16 protein-coding genes are annotated in these 19,597 nt (G+C 61.8%); 10 read left to right on the top strand and 6 right to left on the bottom strand.

From position 1 onward, the window contains the following. Positions 1-35 precede the first annotated feature (35 nt). Positions 36-488 carry a tRNA (cytidine(34)-2'-O)-methyltransferase gene (locus NW807_RS00320; protein WP_414393134.1) on the top strand — a complete coding sequence of 151 codons (453 nt, stop codon included), beginning with the start codon at positions 36-38 and terminating at the stop codon, positions 486-488. A 230-nt stretch (positions 489-718) separates the two neighbouring features. After that, positions 719-1,843, top strand: a complete 1,125-nt coding sequence (recF, locus tag NW807_RS00315) for a DNA replication/repair protein RecF (RefSeq protein ID WP_414393779.1) — start codon at positions 719-721, stop codon at positions 1,841-1,843. On the opposite strand, the gene NW807_RS00310 is transcribed toward recF, so the two are convergent. Continuing rightward, the gene (locus NW807_RS00310) at positions 1,840-3,399 is read right to left on the bottom strand and encodes a YifB family Mg chelatase-like AAA ATPase (RefSeq protein WP_414420237.1); all 1,560 of its coding nucleotides are present in this window, start codon (positions 3,397-3,399) and stop codon (positions 1,840-1,842) included. The genes recF and NW807_RS00310 overlap by 4 nt on opposite strands. A 196-nt stretch (positions 3,400-3,595) precedes the next feature. Here NW807_RS00310 and NW807_RS00305 point away from each other — a divergent pair, with 196 nt between their 5' ends. Further along, complete coding sequence (locus NW807_RS00305; RefSeq protein WP_414424956.1) at positions 3,596-5,452, top strand: peptidase M3; 1,857 nt, start codon at positions 3,596-3,598, stop codon at positions 5,450-5,452. Positions 5,453-5,496: 44 nt separating this feature from the next. Continuing rightward, a complete protein-coding gene (locus tag NW807_RS00300; RefSeq protein ID WP_414424955.1) occupies positions 5,497-6,330 on the top strand; it encodes a DNA adenine methylase in 834 nt (277 codons plus the stop codon). Positions 6,331-6,340: 10 nt separating this feature from the next. Here the strand turns inward: NW807_RS00300 and NW807_RS00295 are convergent, their stop codons facing one another. After that, positions 6,341-6,772, bottom strand: a complete 432-nt coding sequence (locus NW807_RS00295; protein WP_414346832.1) for a hypothetical protein — start codon at positions 6,770-6,772, stop codon at positions 6,341-6,343. 186 nt (positions 6,773-6,958) lie between these two features. On the opposite strand from NW807_RS00295, the gene NW807_RS00290 reads away from it, so the two are divergent. Next, complete coding sequence (locus NW807_RS00290; protein WP_414346831.1) at positions 6,959-7,486, top strand: adenine phosphoribosyltransferase; 528 nt, start codon at positions 6,959-6,961, stop codon at positions 7,484-7,486. Between the two features lie 12 nt (positions 7,487-7,498). On the opposite strand, the gene NW807_RS00285 is transcribed toward NW807_RS00290, so the two are convergent. The 3 genes from NW807_RS00285 to glyA all read right to left on the bottom strand — a co-directional run bounded on the left by NW807_RS00285 (position 7,499) and on the right by glyA (position 10,569). Beyond that, the gene (locus NW807_RS00285; RefSeq protein ID WP_414406246.1) at positions 7,499-8,059 is read right to left on the bottom strand and encodes a hypothetical protein; all 561 of its coding nucleotides are present in this window, start codon (positions 8,057-8,059) and stop codon (positions 7,499-7,501) included. 65 nt (positions 8,060-8,124) lie between these two features. After that, positions 8,125-9,219, bottom strand: a complete 1,095-nt coding sequence (locus tag NW807_RS00280) for an MraY family glycosyltransferase (RefSeq protein ID WP_414393143.1) — start codon at positions 9,217-9,219, stop codon at positions 8,125-8,127. Positions 9,220-9,243: 24 nt separating this feature from the next. Next, positions 9,244-10,569: a serine hydroxymethyltransferase gene (gene glyA, locus NW807_RS00275; protein ID WP_414424954.1), complete on the bottom strand. Its 1,326-nt coding sequence runs from the start codon at positions 10,567-10,569 to the stop codon at positions 9,244-9,246. 207 nt (positions 10,570-10,776) lie between these two features. Between glyA and psaM the strand changes: the two genes are divergently transcribed. From psaM to purL, 3 genes are all read left to right on the top strand, one after another. Continuing rightward, positions 10,777-10,869 carry a photosystem I reaction center subunit XII gene (gene psaM / locus NW807_RS00270; protein ID WP_414332959.1) on the top strand — a complete coding sequence of 31 codons (93 nt, stop codon included), beginning with the start codon at positions 10,777-10,779 and terminating at the stop codon, positions 10,867-10,869. Between the two features lie 136 nt (positions 10,870-11,005). Next, positions 11,006-13,429, top strand: coding sequence for an ATP-dependent DNA helicase RecG (gene recG / locus NW807_RS00265; protein WP_414424953.1), 2,424 nt, complete (start codon positions 11,006-11,008; stop codon positions 13,427-13,429). Between the two features lie 11 nt (positions 13,430-13,440). Then, entirely contained in the window at positions 13,441-15,735 is a 2,295-nt protein-coding gene (purL, locus tag NW807_RS00260; RefSeq protein WP_414424952.1) for a phosphoribosylformylglycinamidine synthase subunit PurL, read from the top strand. 8 nt (positions 15,736-15,743) lie between these two features. Here the strand turns inward: purL and trxB are convergent, their stop codons facing one another. Beyond that, positions 15,744-17,162, bottom strand: coding sequence for a thioredoxin-disulfide reductase (trxB, locus tag NW807_RS00255; protein ID WP_414424951.1), 1,419 nt, complete (start codon positions 17,160-17,162; stop codon positions 15,744-15,746). A 283-nt stretch (positions 17,163-17,445) separates the two neighbouring features. Between trxB and glnA the strand changes: the two genes are divergently transcribed. Beyond that, complete coding sequence (gene glnA, locus NW807_RS00250) at positions 17,446-18,870, top strand: type I glutamate--ammonia ligase (protein ID WP_414424950.1); 1,425 nt, start codon at positions 17,446-17,448, stop codon at positions 18,868-18,870. Between the two features lie 139 nt (positions 18,871-19,009). Further along, on the top strand, positions 19,010-19,597 hold a 588-nt coding region (locus NW807_RS00245), incomplete at its 3' end, for a hypothetical protein (RefSeq protein WP_414424949.1).

The following is a 19,597-nucleotide window of genomic DNA, read 5'->3' as shown; positions in this document are numbered from 1 at the left end:
ACAGCCGCGGCTTTGGCAGCAAGTGAGCTGAGCCTATGCCTTTCCACGTCGTCTTGGTGGCTCCGGAGATCCCGGCCAACACGGGCAACATCGCCCGCACCTGTGCCGCTACCCGCACACCCCTCCACCTCGTGGATCCCTTGGGGTTTCGCCTCTCGGATCGCTACCTCAGGCGGGCGGGGCTAGACTACTGGGAGCACGTCCAACTGCATCGCTACCCCTCTTGGGAGGCCCTGGTGCAAGCCCACCCCGAGGCAAGATTTTGGTGCTTTAGCGTGCGCGGCAAGGCCCTTTACACCGAGGTGGCCTATCAACCCGGAGACTGGCTGGTGTTTGGCAGCGAAAGCCGGGGCTTGGATCCCATGTTCTTGGAAACCTATCCCAGCGTGCGCATCCCCTTGAGCGGGCCGGTGCGCAGCCTTAACCTCAGCAATGCAGTCGCCATTGCCCTCTTTGAAGCCCTACGCCAACAGGGATTTCCCACCTAAACTTGACAGCCCTACGCCTGCCGCAACAAGCTGCACCTGCTCCAACCCCTGGTTCACTAACTAGCTGACGCAGCTCTAGTGACTGGACTTGGCAGCTGTTGCGTCCAGGAGCCCAGCTTTCTCGGTCAGCCCCTCCTTGGCTGAAGCCAGGTGCGCCTGTTCCTAGGCTATGCGTTAAAGTGGAAGCCCTCCTTGGCGAGGGCCGTTCCCCCAAGCCAAAGGCGCACCAAGTGTACCTATGTTTTCTCCATCTGTGGCACTTTCGCAACTACCGGGATCAAGGGATCCCCTTCGAGGCACCCAAGACCATCCTGGTGGGGGAAAACGCCCAGGGCAAGACGAACCTCTTGGAGGCAGTGGAGCTCTTGGCCACCTTGCGCTCGCGGCGGGCCGGTCGCGATCGGGAGATGGTGCAGCAGGGGGAAGAGAAGGCGCGGATTGCCGCCACCGTGGAGCGGCTAGGGGTAGCCCACGAGCTGGTGATGGAGCTACGCAGCCAAGGGGGACGCTCCCTGAAGGTTAACGGCCAGGCGCTACGGCGACAATCTGAGTTCTTAGGGCAAGTGAATGCGGTGGTCTTCTCCAGCCTGGATCTGGAGCTGGTGCGAGGGGGGCCAGAGGCGCGGCGCAACTGGTTGGATGGGGTGTTGCTGCAGCTGGAGCCGGCCTACCTTGGCCTGGTGGAGCAGTATCGCCAGATCCTCAAGCAGCGCAATGCCCTCCTAAAACAGGATCCCGCTGCTGCCAGCGACAGGGACTTGCAGATGGCCTTCTGGGACGCTCAGCTGGCCACCAGTGGCAGTCGCATCATGCGCCGCCGCGCCCGGCTGTTGCAGCGTCTGGAGCCGCTAGCCGCCCACTGGCACCAAGTCATCAGCGGTGGTCGGGAGACTCTCAGCCTTGCCTACCGTCCGCAGGTGCCTTTGCTGGATCCCCAGGCCAATCCCGAAGGGGTTCAAGCCCAGTTGTTGGCGGAGATCCGTGCCAAGGCCGCTGCCGAACGGGCCCTGGGCACCTCTCTAGTCGGCCCTCACCGAGACGAGGTGGAGCTAAGCCTCGACGGACAGCTTGCCCGCGCCTACGGATCCCAGGGGCAACAGCGCACCTTGGTCTTGGCCCTCAAACTGGCGGAGCTGGAGCTGATCGAGCAGGTGAAGGGGGATCCGCCCTTGCTGCTGTTGGACGACGTGCTGGCGGAGCTGGACCTGCACCGCCAAAACCAACTCTTGGAGGCTATTCAAGAGCGGGTGCAAACTTTGGTAACCACCACCCACCTGGGCTCCTTCGACGCCGCTTGGCTCAAGGGAGCGCAAATCCTGCAAGTGCACAAGGGGCAAATTTCTCCCTCCCCTTAGCTTAAGGCAGGCCGGCCGCGGTCCAGGCTGCGATACTGAATGGCTTCGGCGATGTGGGTGGGGGCAATGGCCTCGGCACCCTCTAGATCGGCGATGGTGCGGGCCACCTTGAGGATGCGGTCGCTCCCCCGGGCAGAGAGGCCTAACTTTTGGATGGCGCTCTCGAGGAGCTTGCGACAGGGATCCGAGAGAGCACACCACTGCCGCAGGTGGCGGGGCTGCATCTGGGCGTTGCAGTGGATCCCGGGCTCGTCCTGGAAGCGCTGCCGTTGGCGCTGCCGCGCCTGTTCCACCCGCTGCCGCACCGCTTGGGACGACTCGCCACCCTGAAGGCGGACAATTTCTTCCGGCTTGAGGCGGTTGACCCACACCTGCAAATCAATGCGATCTAGCAGGGGGCCGGAGAGCTTCGACCAGTAGCGCTCCCGCTGTTGCGGCGTGCAGGTGCAAGGCTGAACAGGATCCCCGTAGAAGCCGCAGGGACAGGGGTTGGTGGAGGCCACCAGGGTGGTTTGGGCGGGAAACTCCAGGGAAAGGCGGGCGCGGGAGATGGTAACCTTGCCGTCTTCCAGGGGCTGGCGCAGCACCTCCAAAACCTCGCGGCGGAATTCCGTCAGTTCGTCCAAGTACAAGACACCGTGGTGAGCCAGGGAGATCTCGCCAGGCTTGGGGTAGGGGCCACCGCCCACCAGCGCCACTGCCGAGGCCGAATGGTGGGGAGCACGGAAGGGCCGCTGGGCGATCAGGGGGGTTTGGCCTCCCAAGTGCAGGTTTTGCCGCAGCAGGCCGGCTGCTGAGTAGATGCGGGTGATCTCCAACATTTCCTCCCACTGCAGCCGAGGCAAAATGCCGGGCAGACGACGCGCCAGCATGGTCTTGCCCGCTCCTGGGCTGCCCACCAGCAGCAGGTTGTGCCCGCCGGCTGCCGCAATCTCCAAGGCCCGTCGGGCCTGTTCTTGCCCCTTCACATCGGCCAAATCCAACAGGGGTTCTGGTTCAGTTGCTAGCAGCTGCTCCGGCTGGATCCGCAGCGGCTCAACCCCCTGGGGGTTTTGCAGCCAGCTCACCACCGCCGCTAAGGAGGGCAGCCCGTACACCTGGATCCCTTGCACCAAAGCCCCCTCCGGGCCATTCTCCTGGGGCACCACCAGGCGGCGGATCCCCATCTCAGCGGCACCGGCGGCAATGGGCAGGATTCCGGCCACGGGCCGCAAGGTGCCATCCAGGGCCAATTCCCCCACCAGCAGGGTGTTGGCCAGCGCTTCTTTCTCGATGACCCCGGCAGCAGCCAGAATGCCGATGGCGATGGGAAGATCAAAGCTGGGGCCCTCTTTGCGCAGATCGGCGGGAGCCAAGTTGACGATGATCCGCCGCTGCGGCAGGGCAAAGCCGGAGTTCTTGATGGCCGCCCGCACCCGCTCTTTGGCCTCCTGAACGGCTGTGTCTGGCAGCCCCACTAGGATAATCTGGGGCAAGCCACCGCCCACATCCACCTCCACCGTGACCCGCACGGCCTTGAGTCCCAGGAGAGCAGCAGCAGTGACCTGAGCAAACAAAGGCGTCGCCTCCTCCGGAAAGCTTTTCCACCGAATGATTGTCTCCCGACACCTATCCTGGAGGAAGTACATTGGCTTGTGCAGGCTTATCCCTGGGAAGCGGTGACTCTAGAGTTGACTGGGATCAGAGGCTACTGGGTCTGCTCAGCCGCCAAGCCACGGAGGGGTTGCCCCCATCTCTAGGAGGCTGGTGCCAGTGGTCTCTTCTGCTGCTGAACCCCCTTTTGAGCGTTTCTCCAGCTCTGGGCAAGAAGGCGCCCCAGCCTGGAAGGACCTGGAGGAGCAGGTGCAGGAGTTTGCCCGCTGCTACCGGGGGCAGGTGGCCCAGCTCAGCCCACCAGAGCTGGGGAAGGCGCTGCAAGTCTTGTCGCAGCTAACGCAAGCTCTGGCGGCTCAGCTTGCGGAGGGCAGGGAAGGGATCCCGGCTACCCCTCTTCAGGCTCCAAGCTGGCGGGATCTGGAGCGGGCTATCTCCCTGCAAAGCCACTTGCTGTTTTTCTCTCTAGAGCTGCAGTCGCTGTTGGCTGGTTCCCCCGACGACTCTGCCGCCGAGTTGCCGCCAGAGGATGGGCGCTTGGATCTTTTAGCTGCTGCCCATGTCGAGCCGCGGCTACGCCCCTTTCGTCAGTTTCTGTGTGGCCTCCTCCACCAGCGGGGTCACCGACAGGCGGAGCCTCTAGAGCGCTTACTGCACCAGCAGCGCCTGGCTGGACGCTTGGCCTGGCGGCAGTTGTGGCAAGTCACCCTCAGCTCCCTCGGCGACCAGGGCCTGTTGCCTCCCCAACAGCAGTCAGCTAACACCCTTGCCCACCTCCAGAACCTGCAAACCCATCCCAGTGCCGAGGTTCGCTGGGCGGCCTACCAGCGCTTGTGCCACCATCTGGAAGCCCATGCGGAGCTGGGAGGGTTTATTCTCAGCATCCTAGTTCGCGACCACCTCTGGGAGGCCCAGTGGCGGGGCTACGATTCTGCTGCCGACCTTTACCTGGCTCGCCACGGCCTCAGCCAGCCCTTTTGGGAACATCTGCTGGACGGGATCCACGATCGCTTCGACCTGTTCCAGCGCTACTACCGCCTGAAAAGCCGCGCCATGAGCCGCTCCATTCGCCTCTGCGACCTCTATGCACCCTGGGGGGAGCCCGTCCCACCTCTTGCTGCTGCCGAAGCCACCTCCCTGGTCTGGGCAGCCCTGCAAGAGTTCTGCCCTGAGTGCGCGGCCCACGCCAAACCCTGGTTACTGGAAGTCAGCTCCGAACGGGAGGCACCCCCTGGCGATCCAGAGAGGCCATGGCCAGGAAGTGAACCCCTTGCCTCCCTGCTGCAAGCCCTTGAAGCCCTCAGCCGGCGGCTCCGGCCTGAGGGGCCTCGAGTTTGGCTGGATCTGGAGGAGCTGCAGGGATCTGTCCAGCCCTCCTGGGAAATTCGGGTGCATACCGCGTTTTTACAGCAGGTGCTGCTAGACTACCTGCTCGGGGCGGCACGGGGTACACCGGCGCCACCCCCTCTTCGAAATCGTGCAAGCGGGCTGGAGGTCTTTACCTTGGCCCAGGCCCTCTTGATTCACCACCTGGAGGCGCAGTTACAGGCCGTGTTTTACCAGAGCCTGATTGCCCGGCTGGAGCTGCTCCTCTATCGCTCGGAGAACACCGCTCCACTAGCTTCCTCCAAGGCCAGCCCTACCTCCTGGGTCGGCGAAGAGTGGCTAAAGCTGATCCAGGAGCTGTGCGGCGATGCGGTGGAGCTGTTGCCGGAAGACCAGTTCTGCTGGGTGGGGATGCCGGAGCTGTTTCTGCGACCCTTCAGCGCCCCTCAGGTCAGCCTGGCCAGCCTAGTTGCCCTGGCCTGCCACCGCCAGTATCATCTGTCTCCGCGTACCTTTTTGCCCCGCTACCTAAATTGGCTGGCTAGCCCGCCTGGATCCCTGACTTGGGGAGAATCGGCCCAGTTGCTCCAGGTGGACTTGAGCGAGCCGGAGGAGGTGTTGCAGGGGTTGGAGGAACTGGAGCATTGGATCGAGGTGCTGGAAGAGCTGCTGGAAGAGAATCAAGACTAGGGGGCTGCAGCCAGCTGGCCTTTGGCGTAGCCGGAAGGAGCTCCTTGCAGAGGGGGAGGGAGCACCTCAAAGCCCGCCCCTTCCTCAAGTGGGCAGGAGGGAAATGGGGGCTGCTAAGCCAGTACGAGCCCTTCTTCCCCCGCGACTGGGGCACTTATCATGAGCCCTTTTTGGGTGGCGGGGCGGTGTTTTTCCACCTGGCCCAGGTTTACCCCGAGCGGGGTTTTGTGCTATCCGACATCAACGCTGACTTGGTCAACGCCTACTGCTGTGTGAGGGATCGGGTGGAGGAGGTGGTGGCACTGCTAGCCTACCACCAGGCCCACCACAGCCGCGACTACTACTACGCCCTGCGGGCATCCAAGCCAGTTGACCCTGTCCAGCGGGCGGCGCGGCTAATTTACCTCAACAAAACTTGCTACAACGGGCTTTACCGGGAAAACGCCAGCGGCGAGTTCAACGTACCCCTAGGCCGCTACCGCAACCCGCGCATTTGTGATGCCGACAACTTGCGGGCTGCTAGCCGTGTCTTGCAACGGGCTAAGATCTTGGTGCAGTCGTTTGAGCAGGTGTTGGAGCGGGCCCAGCCCGGCGATTTTGTCTATTTGGATCCGCCCTACTACCCGGTTTCAGAAACCAGCAGCTTTACCGCCTACAGTCAGTACGCCTTTGGCCAAGCGGAGCAGATCCGCTTGCGAGAAGTCTTTGGGATCCTGGCCGACCGAGGCGTGCAGGTGCTGCTGTCCAACTCAGACTGCACTTTTGTGCGAGAGCTGTACAGGGGCTATCCTATCCACACCATCGTGGCCAGCCGCGCCATCAACTGCCACGGCCGCAAGCGGGGTCCCGTCACCGAGGTGCTGGTCTTGTCAAAGTAGCCGGCCCTAGCTACTCGATCACCACACTCTTGGGCCCGCCATCGGGGCGCTCCTGGTTGAAATTGGCCAAAAAGGTATCCGGATCCCGGAGGCTGAAGACCAGCTTTTTGCAGGGTACTTGCAGCCCCAGGGGACCTACCAAGGGAATGAAAAGCATCTTTTCCTGGAGCAGCGGAATGGCAATCACCCCCTGGGTGCTGGTTACCGCGCCAACCAGTCCCTGGAAATCGGTGCGCACGCCCAGGCCGTAGAACCAGGGCCAAGAGAAGCGCTCCCCGCGTCCCAACTCGCCTAGAGAAAAGGTTTCGTTGAACAAGTTGCCCGCCCGCACTACTAGCTTGTCCTGAAGCAGGTCAACGTAGGCTGACTCACTGCCCACCCCAAACAGCGCCAGGGGCAAACTTGCCAGGGGGTTGGAGTCAATGGCCATGTAATAGCGCATGGGAAATCTCCAAGGTCAGGAACAAAAAGAATGAGCCGCGGCCCCTAGCCTTGCAATTATAATCTCCGGCCTTGCCAGCTTGGCCAAAAGGAAACCCGTTCGCTAAGGCTCTGAGCGGCTATGATGGGTTGCTGGGAGCGGCCTTCTACACCCTTTGAGCTGGCCACTGCTAAGCCAGGAGAACTCATGGATCTGCGCCCCCTTGTCCGCCTAGTGCCCGATTTTCCCAAGCCCGGGATCCTCTTTCGCGACATAACCCCCTTGCTGCAGAATCCAGCGGGCTTTCGGGCCGCTATCGAACAGTTGGCCGCCGGCACTGCCACCATGGGATCCCTAGATTACGTGGTGGGCATTGAGTCGCGGGGGTTTATTTTGGGGGCTGCCTTGGCCCAACACCTGGGTTTGGGGTTTGTCCCCGTTCGCAAGCGCGGCAAACTGCCGCCGCCAGTGCTCAGCCAAACCTACACGCTGGAGTATGGCCAAGACGAGCTCCAACTACAAGCCCACGCCCTGCGCCCTGGCAATCGGGTGGTGATTGTGGATGATGTCTTGGCAACTGGCGGCACCGCCGCCGCCACGGCTGAACTGGTGGCTCAGAGTGGCGCCCAGGTAGGCGGGTTTGCTTTTCTAATCGAGCTAGCTTTCTTGTCGGGCCGCAAGCTTCTTCCTCCACAAATCCCAACCCACGTGCTGATGGTGGAAGACTCCAACTGAGGGATTTGCCCCTCACCGCAGGCGTAGCGGCTGGCGGACGGCTACTTCTGTTGCCTTAGCTTTGGGCAGAGGTTGAGTCAAGGGGCTGAGCTGAGCCTGGGCCTGCAGTTGCTCCTCAATCCAGTCGGCCAGCTCCCGCATGTAGAGGGCCACGTGGGGGGCGTAGTCGCGCCGCAGCGGCTCTACCCCTTTTTCGGCCAGGCGGGCCAGGATGACCGGATCGCTTAGCTCTTCGAGAGCGGCAAAGTCTTCTGGCTGGTCAAACCCCAGCTCTGCCATCTTTTCAAACACATATCCCAGCCGTAGGCCCGTAGCCTCGCAGTGGGAAGGATCCCTCGCGACATAGGCAGCGGTGCGGTAGGCCGTTTGGGCAATGGAGCGCCAGGTGCCGCGGTGGATGTGCAGGCTAAGCTGCTGCTGATCCCAGCCCAGGGCTTCCCGCACCAAAAGGCCACAATTGCAGCGGGTGCTATCCCGCCAGCAGTACTCGCGATCCCAAAAACCCCAGTGCTGAGCTTGCAGGCGATCGGCGGTGCGGCGCAAAAGGGCTGCCAGCTCCGGTGTAGGACGCATTGGTCAAGGCGGCAGACGGGATCCCCTCCAGTCTAGGCAGGCAGGCGGCTGGGAACAAGCCGAGCTTAATCCTTTTTTGAGTTGATTGGCTCTGCTTGAGCTTCGGAATCCTCAGAAGACTGTTGCCGCTGGCGATGCCGTTGCCAAGCTCCCCAAGCCACCCCCGCCAACACCAGCGAGGCCCCGCCCAGATAGGTGCCCCCTGCCGGCAAGCCCGCCAAGGCCAGGGCCAGGGATCCCCCCCAGAGGGTCATGGCGTAAATCAGCAGCACCGAATGCCGCTGGGACAGGCCAGCCTTGAGCAGGCGATGGTGCAAGTGGCCCTTGTCGGGATGGAAAGGGGATTTGCCTCTGGCCAAGCGCTTGAGGATCACAGCAGACATATCCAGAATCGGCACGGCCAGGATAAAAAACGGCAGGGCCACCGCCAGGGTGGTCACCCCCTTGGCCACCCCAATGACCCCGATCCCGGCCAGGGTGAAGCCGAGAAAGTAGGCTCCCCCATCCCCCATGAAGATCTGCGCCGGGTTAAAGTTGTAGCGCAAAAACCCCAGACAAGCCCCCGCTAAGGCTGCCGCCAGCATGGCTGCCGCCGGCCGATCCAAGAGCAGGGTTACCATCAGCATCACGACTGCCGCGATCCCCGACACCCCTGCCGCCAAGCCATCCAGCCCGTCCATAAAGTTGATGGCATTGGCCATCCCCACCAGCCACAGCAAGGTAATCACTAGGCTCAGCCATGCAGGGAACGGCCAGATGCCGATCCGCGGCAGGTTGATAAATTCGATGCGCACCCCCACTCCCCAAGCCGCCGCAGCCACTCCAAATTGCATCGCCAGGCGCGAAAAAGGCGACAACTGAAACAGATCATCCGCCAAGCCAATTAGGAAAAACAAAACGCCGCCAATCGTCACCCCCCAGATCTCGTACTCCTGCTCGGGGCGCAGGCCGGCAAAGGCTCCGGCTCCCCAAAGCACAAGCAGCGCCACCAGGTTGCCGAAAAAGATGGAGACCCCCCCCAGGCGCACCATCGGCTTCCGGTGGATCTTACGCTCGTCAGGAAAATCCAACTGGCCGCTGCGGATCCCGACCGCCTTCACCACCGGGGTTGCCCACAAGACCACACAGGCAGCAGCGAGAAAGGCAACCAAGTAGGGCATGGCAGGCCGTAGCGAGGATGGCGGTTATCCCAAGTGAGGGTAGAGCGGAAAACGGCGGCAGAGCTGAGCAACCCGCTGACGACAGTCTTCAAGAACGCCTGGATCCTCCGGTCGGAACAGGCAATCGGCAATGATCTCCCCGATTTCCTCGAATTCTGCCGGCCCTAGGCCGCGGGTGGTCAAGGCCGGGGATCCCAGACGCAGGCCGCTGGCCACGAGGGGCGGCTGCGGATCGAAGGGGATGGCGTTTTTGTTGGCGGTGATGTGGATCTCGTCCATCAGGCGATCCGCCCGCTTGCCCGTCATCACGGGATCTGCTGCCCCGTTTTTCTCCAGCACCGCCGAGACCGAGCGCAGGTCCAACAACATCAGGTGGTTGTCGGTGCCCCCCGAAACCAAGCGGATGCCACGCCGCTGCAGAGTCGCCGCCAGCGCCTGGGCATTGGCGATTACCTGGGCTGAGTACTGGACAAAGCTGGGCTGCAGCGCTTCCCCAAAGGCCACCGCCTTGCCGGCAATGATATGCTCTAGCGGCCCACCCTGGCTGCCGGGGAACACCGCCTTGTCCAGCTTTTTGCCCAGTTCCGGGTCGCGGGTGAGAATCAGGCCCCCGCGTGGCCCCCGCAGCGTCTTGTGGGTAGTGGTAGTTACCACATCGCAGATGGGCACGGGGTTAGGGTGGTGCCCAGTGGCCACCAGGCCGGCAATGTGGGCGATATCGGCCATCAGATAGGCCCCCACCTCGTCGGCAATAGCACGGAAAGCGGCAAAGTCAATGACCCGAGGATAGGCCGAATAGCCGCAGATGATGAGCTTGGGCCGGTGCTGCAGGGCCAGATCCCGCACCTGGTCAAAATCGATCCGCTCCGTCTTGGGATCCACCCCATAGTGCACCACGCGGAACCACTTGCCGGAGACATTGACTGGCGAGCCATGGGTAAGGTGGCCACCGTGGGCGAGATCCATGCCCATGATCGTGTCTCCCGGCTGCAGCAGGGCCAGGAAAACGGCAAAGTTGGCCTGGGCGCCGGAGTGTGGCTGCACATTGGCGTGGGCTGCTCCAAACAGTTGCTTGGCGCGGTCGATGGCCAGTTGTTCGATCTCGTCGATAAACTCGCAGCCACCGTAGTAGCGCTTGCCGGGCAGCCCCTCGGCGTACTTGTTGGTGAGCACCGATCCCTGGGCCGCCAGGACAGCCGGCGAGGTGAAGTTCTCGCTGGCGATCATCTCCAGGTGATCCCGCTGCCGGTTCAGCTCCTGCTGAATCAGGCGGTAAACGAGGGGATCCGTTTCCGCCAAGATGGCCAGGTTGTCCCGGGGAGTGGTCAAGCTTTGGGGAGCGGCTACCATGGTGACACCAAAAGCAAACGTTGCCGACAAAAAAAGCCCAGCAGCGCCCTGCCGTCGCAACAGTCCTACGGAGCAACATCGTAACACAGAGGGGCTAGGCCAGGGGATCCCCAGGGGCCAGGGGGGGCTTTGTAAAGAATGTTTTTCGGCCCTGGGTCTGGCCGCTGGCCAAGGTAAAGTGGGGGGCAGGGTTTTAGGGAGTTGGCTATGACCGACGCACAAGTTTTCACCATCCTGGCCATTGCCCTAGTGCCGGCAGTGATGGCCGTGCTCCTGGGATCCGCCCTGGCTCGCAGCTAGTTTCTAGCAAAAGGCTGCTCTGCAGGACCTACCCCTGGGTAGGCCCTTTTTAGTGGTCAAATGGGTGAGTGTTGCCATTGGCTAAAGTTGGATAAGAGATACTACCGGTAGCCAGCCCGGAAGCAGCTTGACCCAGGTGGATCTCCAGCGAGTTCAGCGCGCCCTTTCCCTAGAAGCAGAGGTGGGGTTTACCGACCTGCGAGGGCGAGAGCAGACCTTCTCCCAATTTCTGCAGAGCGTGTTTGCCCAGGATCCCCCCCCTGTCTGGAAGCTGGATGGGGAAGAGCGACGGCGCTGGCGGGAACTGGGATCCCGCTATCGCCTCTACCCCCAGCTAGAGCTGTCGGAGCGGCAGCACCTGGTGGCGGAAACCCGCCGCTGGCTGGAGCGTCTCCGGCGCCAGCAAGAACAAGCCCACTTTGCCCCACCCAGCCCTGCTTTGCCCCCGCCCAAGGGCCTTAGCTTGGAGCAGCCTCTGCAATTTCTCAAAGGCATTGGCCCCAAGTCAGCGGAGAAGCTGGCGCAACTGGGCCTGCACACTGTGCGCGATGCCCTCTACTACTTCCCACGGGATCACCTGGACTATTCTCGCCGGGTGCTCATTCGCCAGGCCAAGGTGGGGGAGACGGTCACCCTGGTGGGGACGGTGAAAAGCTGCAGCTGCTTCACCAGCCCCAAGAACCCCTTGCTGACCATCTTGAACCTCAAGATTGCCGACAAAAGCGGCATAGTCACCCTCAGCCGCTTCTACAGCGGGCGGCAATTTGCCCAGCGCAGTTGGCAGGCAGCCCTAGAGCGGCAATACCCCAAGGGAGCAGTGGTGGCGGCCAGTGGCTTGGTGAAGAGAGGCCGCTTTGGCCTGACGCTGGATAACCCGCAACTGGAGGTGCTGGGGGGAGAGGGCGAGGATCCGGACAAGCTGGGCAAGATCCTGCCCGTTTACCCGCTCTCAGAAGGGATCCCCGCCGATCTGGTGCGCAAGGCCGTCCAGCTTGCCCTGCCGGCAGCCGCCTTGGTGGAGGATCCCTTGCCAGAGAACCTGAAGCGGCAGTTGCAGCTTTTGGACTTGCCCCTTGCCCTGCAGCAGATTCACTTTCCTGAAACGCGAGAGCTGCTGGCCCAAGCCCGGCGGCGGCTGGTGTTCGACGAGTTTTTCTATCTGCAACTTAGCCTCTTGCAGCGGCGGCAGCGCTACCGCGCCCAAGCTCAGGCTGTACCTCGCTACCAGCCCGCCAGAGGGGAGCTCTTGGATCGCTTCTACCAGATCCTGCCCTTCCAGCTTACTGCGGGCCAGCAGCGGGCCATCGATGAGATCCTGGCGGATCTGCGGGATCCCTTGCCCATGAACCGCCTGCTACAGGGGGATGTGGGATCCGGCAAAACGGTGGTGGCGGTGGCGGCCTTGCTGGCAGCCATTCAATCCGGCTGGCAGGCGGCCCTCATGGCTCCCACCGAAGTCCTGGCCGAGCAGCACTACCGCAAGCTGGTGGAGTGGCTCAGCCAACTGCAAGTGCCCGTTGAACTCTTGACTGGCTCCACACCCCCCGCCAAGCGGCGCGAGATCCTGCGGCAGTTGCAAACCGGGGAGCTGCCCCTGGTAGTCGGCACCCATGCCCTCATCCAGCCGGCGGTGCAGTTTCGCAACCTGGGCTTGGTGGTCATCGACGAGCAGCACCGTTTTGGGGTAGAGCAGCGGGCTGCCCTACAACAAAAAGGTGACCACCCCGATGTCCTGACCATGACGGCTACACCCATCCCCCGCACCCTTACCCTGGCCCTGCACGGGGATCTGGACGTAACCCAGATTGACGAGTTGCCCCCGGGGCGCAAGCCGGTGCATACGGTGGTAGCTCGACCGGGGGATCGCCTGCAGGTGGTGCGGCTTATCGAGCGGGAAATTGCCCAGGGGCGGCAGGCCTACGTGGTGCTGCCTTTGATTGAGGAGTCGGAGAAGCTGGATCTCAAGTCGGCCATTGAAGAGCACCAGCGCCTGCAGGAGAAAGTCTTCCCCCAGTTCCGGGTGGGCCTGCTGCACGGGCGCCTGAGCAGCAGCGAGAAGGAGGCGGTTATCGAGGCCTTTCGCCGGCGGGAGCTGGATATTCTTGTTTCCACCACGGTGGTGGAGGTGGGCGTGGATGTGCCCAACGCCTCGGTGATGCTGGTAGAGCATGCCGAGCGCTTTGGCCTCTCCCAGCTCCACCAACTGCGGGGACGGGTGGGGCGGGGCTCCGACCAGGCCTATTGCATCCTCATGACCTCCTCCGAAAGCGAAGAGGCCCTGCGCCGCCTCAAAGTCCTGGAGCAGTCCCACGATGGCTTTTTCATTGCCGAGATGGATCTGCGCTTCCGGGGGCCGGGGGAGGTGATGGGCACCCGCCAGTCGGGGCTGCCCGACTTTGCCCTGGCCAGCCTCATGGACGACCAAGAGGTGCTGCAGTTGGCTCGCCAGGCGGCAGAGCAGCTTATTGCCCAAGACCCTGAGCTGCAGCAGTGGCCCCGCCTGCGCCACATACTGGAAGAACGCCAGGCCCGCCTTTTGGGGCCCGCTTTGTTGACTTAGCCTTGGTGCCTATGCCCCCTACCCCTGAAGAGCTGAAGCTCCACGGCCTCTCTTCCCAGGAGTATCAACAGATCCAACAGCAACTGGGCCGGGATCCCAACCCCACCGAGCTGGCCATGTTTGGGGTGATGTGGTCGGAGCACTGCTGCTATAAGAACTCTCGCCCTCTGCTGAAAAACTTTCCCACTGCGGGCGAGCGGGTGGTGGTGGGGCCGGGGGAAAATGCCGGCGTGGTGGATTTGGGGGATGGGGACTGGCTGGCCTTTAAAATCGAGTCCCACAACCACCCTTCAGCCGTGGAGCCCTTCCAGGGGGCGGCCACCGGCGTGGGGGGCATCCTACGCGATATCTTTACCCTGGGCGCCCGCCCCATTGCCCTGCTCAACTCCCTGCGCTTTGGGCCGCTGACGGATCCCCGCAACCGCCGCTTGATGGCCAGAGTGGTGGAGGGGATCGCCCACTACGGCAACTGCGTGGGGGTGCCCACGGTGGGGGGGGAAGTGGCCGTGGATCCCTGCTACAGCGGCAACCCCCTGGTCAACGTCATGGCTTTGGGGCTTTTGGAGACGCCAGCGGTGGTGAAGTCGGCAGCGCGGGGGGTGGGCAACCCTGTCTTGTATGTCGGCGCCACCACCGGGCGGGATGGGATCCGCGGGGCCAGCTTTGCCAGCGCCGAGCTGAAAGAAGATGCGCACCAAGACCGGCCAGCCGTGCAGGTGGGGGATCCCTTCCTCGGCAAATGTCTCATCGAGGCCTGTCTAGAGGCCTTTGCCATAGGAGCAGTGGTGGCCGCGCAGGACATGGGCGCTGCCGGGATCACCTGCTCCACCGCGGAGATGGCGGCCAAGGGAGGGGTGGGGATCCGCTTCGACCTCGACCGGGTGCCGGCCCGAGAAAGCGGCATGGAAGCTTGGGAATACCTCCTTTCGGAGTCCCAAGAGCGGATGCTGCTGGTGGTGCAGAAAGGCCGGGAAGCAGAGGTCATAGAGATCTTCCACCGCTGGGGCCTGCAGGCCAGCGTGGTTGGGGAAGTCATTGCCGAGCCGCTGGTGGAGATCTGGCACCAGGGATCCTGCGTGGTGCGAGTGCCGGCGCGGGCCTTGGCGGAGGATACCCCTGTATACGTCCGTCCCGTGTTGCCAGAGCCGCCGGAGTATGTGCAGGCAGCCTGGCAATGGGATCCCAGTACCCTTCCCCCCTGCGACCGGCAAGGGATCCACCTACCCCAGAAAACGCTGGCGTGGGAGCAGGTGCTGCTACAGCTTTTGGCAAGCCCCACCCTGGCCAGCAAAGCCTGGATCTATCGCCAGTACGACCACCAGGTGCAAAACAACACCGTCCTTTGGCCGGGACAGGGAGATGCGGCAGTCATCCGCATCCGCCCCCAGAAATTTGGCGTAGGCGAAGTGCCACCCCTGCAGGCTTCCCGCAAGGCGATTGCCGCCACCGTAGACGGCAATGGTCGCTGGGTGTACCTGGATCCCTATGAGGGGGCCAAAGCTGCTGTGGCCGAAGCCGCCCGCAACCTTTCCTGCGTGGGGGCGGATCCCTTGGCGGTAACCGACAACCTTAACTTCGGCAACCCGGAAAATCCGGTGGTGTACTGGCAGTTGACCCTGGCCTGTCGGGGGATTGGGGATGCCTGCCGCACCCTGGGCACGCCGGTAACCGGGGGGAACGTCTCCCTCTACAACGAGAAGGGATCCCAGGCCATCTACCCCACTCCTGTCATCGGCATGGTGGGTCTCATTCCGGACTTGAAATTCATCTGTGGCCAGGGGTGGCAGCAAGAAGGGGATCTCATCTACCTCTTGGGATCCCAGGCCGTCGCCAGCCTGGGGGGGAGTGAGTACTTGGCGGTCATTTACCAGAAAGTTACAGGCCGGCCCGCGCCCGTGGATCTGGAACTGGAAAGGCAGGTGCAAGCGGCCTGCCGCCACGGCATCCGGCAGGGGTGGGTGCGCTCTGCCCACGACTGCAGTGAGGGGGGACTAGCCGTGGCGCTGGCGGAAGCCTGCCTCAGCGGCGGACGAGGGGCCCAGATCTGGATCCCCTCTCCGTCTACCCGTTGGGATCTAGCTCTCTTTGGCGAGGGATCCAGCCGCATCCTCGTTTCCGTCGATCCAGCCCAGCGCTCCCCTTGGGAAGCCTACCTAGAGTCGCAGCTTCCCGGCCAGTGGCAGCTTCTAGGACAGGTGGGCGGGCCAGCGGATCCCTTGGTGGTGACTACTGCAGAAGGGGATCCCGTGTTGTCGGTCTCTTTGGCAGCTCTACAGGCCGCCTACTCCAGTGCCTTTGCCGACTAGCTGGTAGACTAGGCTGATTCGGACAAGTTGGCCTGGATCACCTCGCGGTAGTGGGACTTGGGCTTGACGCCCACCACCTGGGCCACCAGCTCCTTGTTTTTGAAAAACTGCACCGTTGGCGTACAGGTTACCCCGCCGGCCTCGGCAATCTCCGGCTCCTTCTCGATATCGATCTCCACCACGTGCAGCTTGTCGGCAAACTCTTCGATGACCTTGTTCAGGATGGGCTTGAGGGCATGGCAAGGGGTACAGGTGGGAGCCGTGTACTTGACCATCAGCAGGCGATTGCTCTCATGGTAAAGCCGCCGCAGGGCATAGCCCCCTTCATGGCAAGTTTGGTTGAAGTCGAGGTCCTCTTGCACCTCCTGCTCAAAACCGGCCTCCTCGACAGCAGAGTCTCCCGTAGGCTCTACCTCGATAGCAGAAGCAGGTTCCGGCTGGCTCGGCGGGACAACGGGATATTCCTGAGCTAGACCTCGCTCCGAGAGCCAGCGCTCTGCCAGCATGGCCGCCATACAGCCGGTGCCGGCAGCGGTGATGGCCTGACGAAACTCGTGATCTTGCACGTCCCCAGCGGCAAATACCCCCTCCACACTGGTGGCTACAGAACCAGGGCGGGTGACAATGTAGCCAGCTTCATCCAGCTCCAGCTGCCCCTTGAACAAGTCCGTGTTGGGTTTGTGGCCAATGGCGTAGAATACCCCCCCTACCGCCATCTCCTGCAGCTCGCCGGTCTGGTTGTTGCGCACCCTCACGCCCGTCAGGCGCTGGCCGTCGCCCAGAACCTCTACCGCCTCCGTGTGCCAGTGCACCGTAATCTTGGGGTGGTTGAGCACCCGGTCTTGCATGGCCTTGCTGGCCCGCATCTTGCCACTGCGCACCAGCATATGGACATGGGATCCAAACTTGGTCAGGTAGGTGGCCTCCTCACAGGCGGTATCGCCACCGCCAATCACCACCAGCTCCACTCCCCTGAACATGGGCATGGCCCCATCGCAGACAGCACAGGCCGACATGCCCCGGTTCCAGTAGATCTCCTCTCCAGGCAGGTGCAGGCGCTTGGCCGTAGCCCCGGTGGCAATGATGAGGCTGTGGGTGCGCACTTCCCGTTCGTCGGAGCGAACCACAAACGGCCGCTGGCTGAGGTCCACAGAGGTAACATCCTCGGGGTAAAGCTCTGCCCCCCACCGCTCTGCTTGAGCGCGCATGTTCTTCATCAGTTGGGGACCGCTGATGCCCTCGGGAAAGCCCGGAAAGTTTTCCACCTCGGTGGTGGTCATCAGTTGCCCACCCGGGATCCCGCCCACTTGAAACCCCTCGAACACGACCGGCTTCAGGTTGGCGCGCCCAGCGTAAATGGCTGCAGTCAACCCAGCAGGGCCCGAGCCAATAATGACCACATTCTCAACCCGACCTTGGTTTGTCATTGCTCTATCTCCCCTTCCGCAACGGGACTATCAAGTCAAACTCGTAATGACTACGCTTTAGCCTAACACGATTCCGCAGCCTCAAGGAGGCCAAGGCTTGTCAGTTTCATTTTCGTTCTCCCGCGGATTGCCGGTGAGCTGCTCTTTGACGAAGGGAAGGCTGGAACCAGGTCATCTTTGTATCAGAAGATACAAAAAGCTGGTGTCGGCCTTTCTAGGATGGGTGAGCGCTTTCGGCCTGTCTTAGTTTCAACCGCAACCCAAGTCAAGTTAGGAGAAAGGCATGGCATCCACCCCACAAGAAGTGCTCCAAATGATCCACGACAACAATATCCAGATGGTGGATCTCAAGTTTGTGGATCTCTTTGGCACCTGGCAGCATGTCTCCTTCCACTCTTCAATGTTGACGGAGCAAGTTTTTAGCGAAGGGCTGCCCTTTGATGGCTCCAGCATCCGAGGCTGGAAATCCATCAACGAGTCAGACATGTACATGGTGCCAGACCCCAAAACGGCCTGGATCGACCCCTTTTTCCAAGTGCCCACCCTCAGCCTCATCTGCAACATCATTGAACCCCGCACCGGCCAGCCCTACGGCCGTTGTCCTCGGAGCCTAGCCATGCGGGCTGTGGCTTACCTGCAATCGACAGGCATTGCCGATACGGCTTACTTTGGGCCCGAGGCGGAGTTTTTCATCTTTGAAGATGTACGGTTTGACCAAACTCAGAACGCCGGCTACTACTTCGTCGATTCCATTGAGGGCCGCTGGAACTCAGGCCGGGAGGAGAAAGGGGGCAACCTGGGCTACAAGCCGCGCTACAAAGAAGGCTATTTCCCTGTGCCGCCCACCGATGCCCACCAAGACCTCCGCACCGAGATGTTGCTAACCATGGCCAAGTTGGGGGTGCCCATCGAAAAGCACCACCACGAGGTGGCCACTGGCGGGCAAGGAGAGCTGGGCTACCGCTTTGCCGACCTGCTCACCTCTGCCGACTACATGATGATTTACAAGTACGTGATCCGGAACGTGGCTCGCAAGCACGGCAAGACGGTGACGTTCATGCCCAAGCCCCTCTTCAACGACAACGGCAGCGGCATGCACACGCACCAGTCTCTCTGGAAAGACGGCCAGCCCCTCTTCTACCAAGAAGGCAACTACGCGGATCTCAGCGAGATAGCTCTCTACTACATCGGCGGCCTCCTCAAGCATGCACCAGCCCTTCTGGCTTTCACCAACCCCACCACCAACTCCTACAAGCGCCTGGTGCCTGGGTTTGAGGCGCCGGTAAACTTGGCCTACTCGCAGGGCAACCGCTCCGCAGCCATTCGGATTCCGGTAACGGGCAAAAACCCCAAGGCCAAGCGGCTGGAGTTTCGCTGCCCAGATGCCACCTGCAACCCTTACCTTGCCTTCTCGGCTATGCTGATGGCTGGCTTGGACGGGATCAAGAACAAGATCCACCCCGGCGAGCCTCTCGACAAAGACATCTACGATCTGGAGCCGGAGGAGCTAGCCAAGATCCCCTCCACGCCCGGATCCCTGCTGGATGCTCTGGAAAGCCTGCAGAAGGATCACGACTTCTTGTTGGAGGGGGGCGTCTTCACTGAGGATCTCATCGAGACCTACATCGAGTACAAGATCGACAACGAGATCAACCCCATTAACCTGCGGCCTCACCCCTACGAGTTTGCGCTCTATTTCGACGCCTAATCGAGGTTTTCATCTAAAGCATTAGTTCTTGACTGATGCTTTTGAACAGGATCCCTTCTTGCCCGAGGGATCCCTTTTTTGTGCCTGCTATGGTACTCTGGATGGGGGTGCTGAGTTTACAAACTCAGGGGGGGTTTGGATGGGATCGCTTATTATTTGGGTCCTTATTCTCTTAGGCCTTCTGGCGCTTGTCGTCTATCTAGGTGACTATCTAGAGAAGAAGCGTCGGGAAGCTTTGGAGCAGGTGGCCAGGAGCCTGGGCATGTCGTTTTCAGCAGAGCTACCCGAAGGGATCCGCTCCCGCTTGCTTCAGGCTGGCTTTGAGCTATTCCAACGAAGCGGCGCTCGTTTCTACAACTCGATGTTCAAACGACTGAACGATGGAACCGAAATCGCCATCTTTGACTACAGCTGGAAGGCTTCCAGAAGAAGAAGAAGAGAGAGAGGGTATTACTCTTCTGTTTTCTGGGCCTATTGCGAAGACCTACGGCTACCTCATTTTCGGCTGCACCCAGAAGTTCCCTTGTTCCACGACGTTGCTAAAGCTTTTGGCATGCAGGATATCAATTTCGAGAACCATCCCGACTTTTCTCGCCGCTACCTTTTGCGCGGAGAAGATGAGGCTAAGATTCGCCTGCGCTTCCATCCTAGGTTTCTTAGCTTCTTGGAGCAGCATCCTCCTTGTTATGCGGAGGGATTCGGGCCGCAGCTTGTCATTTGGCGGGAT

This window comes from Synechococcus sp. R70.1 (assembly GCF_047461675.1).
Lineage (GTDB): Bacteria > Cyanobacteriota > Cyanobacteriia > Thermostichales > Thermostichaceae > Thermostichus.
The sequence above is the reverse complement of the archived record's forward strand: the minus strand, read 5'-3'. Positions and strand labels throughout refer to the sequence as shown.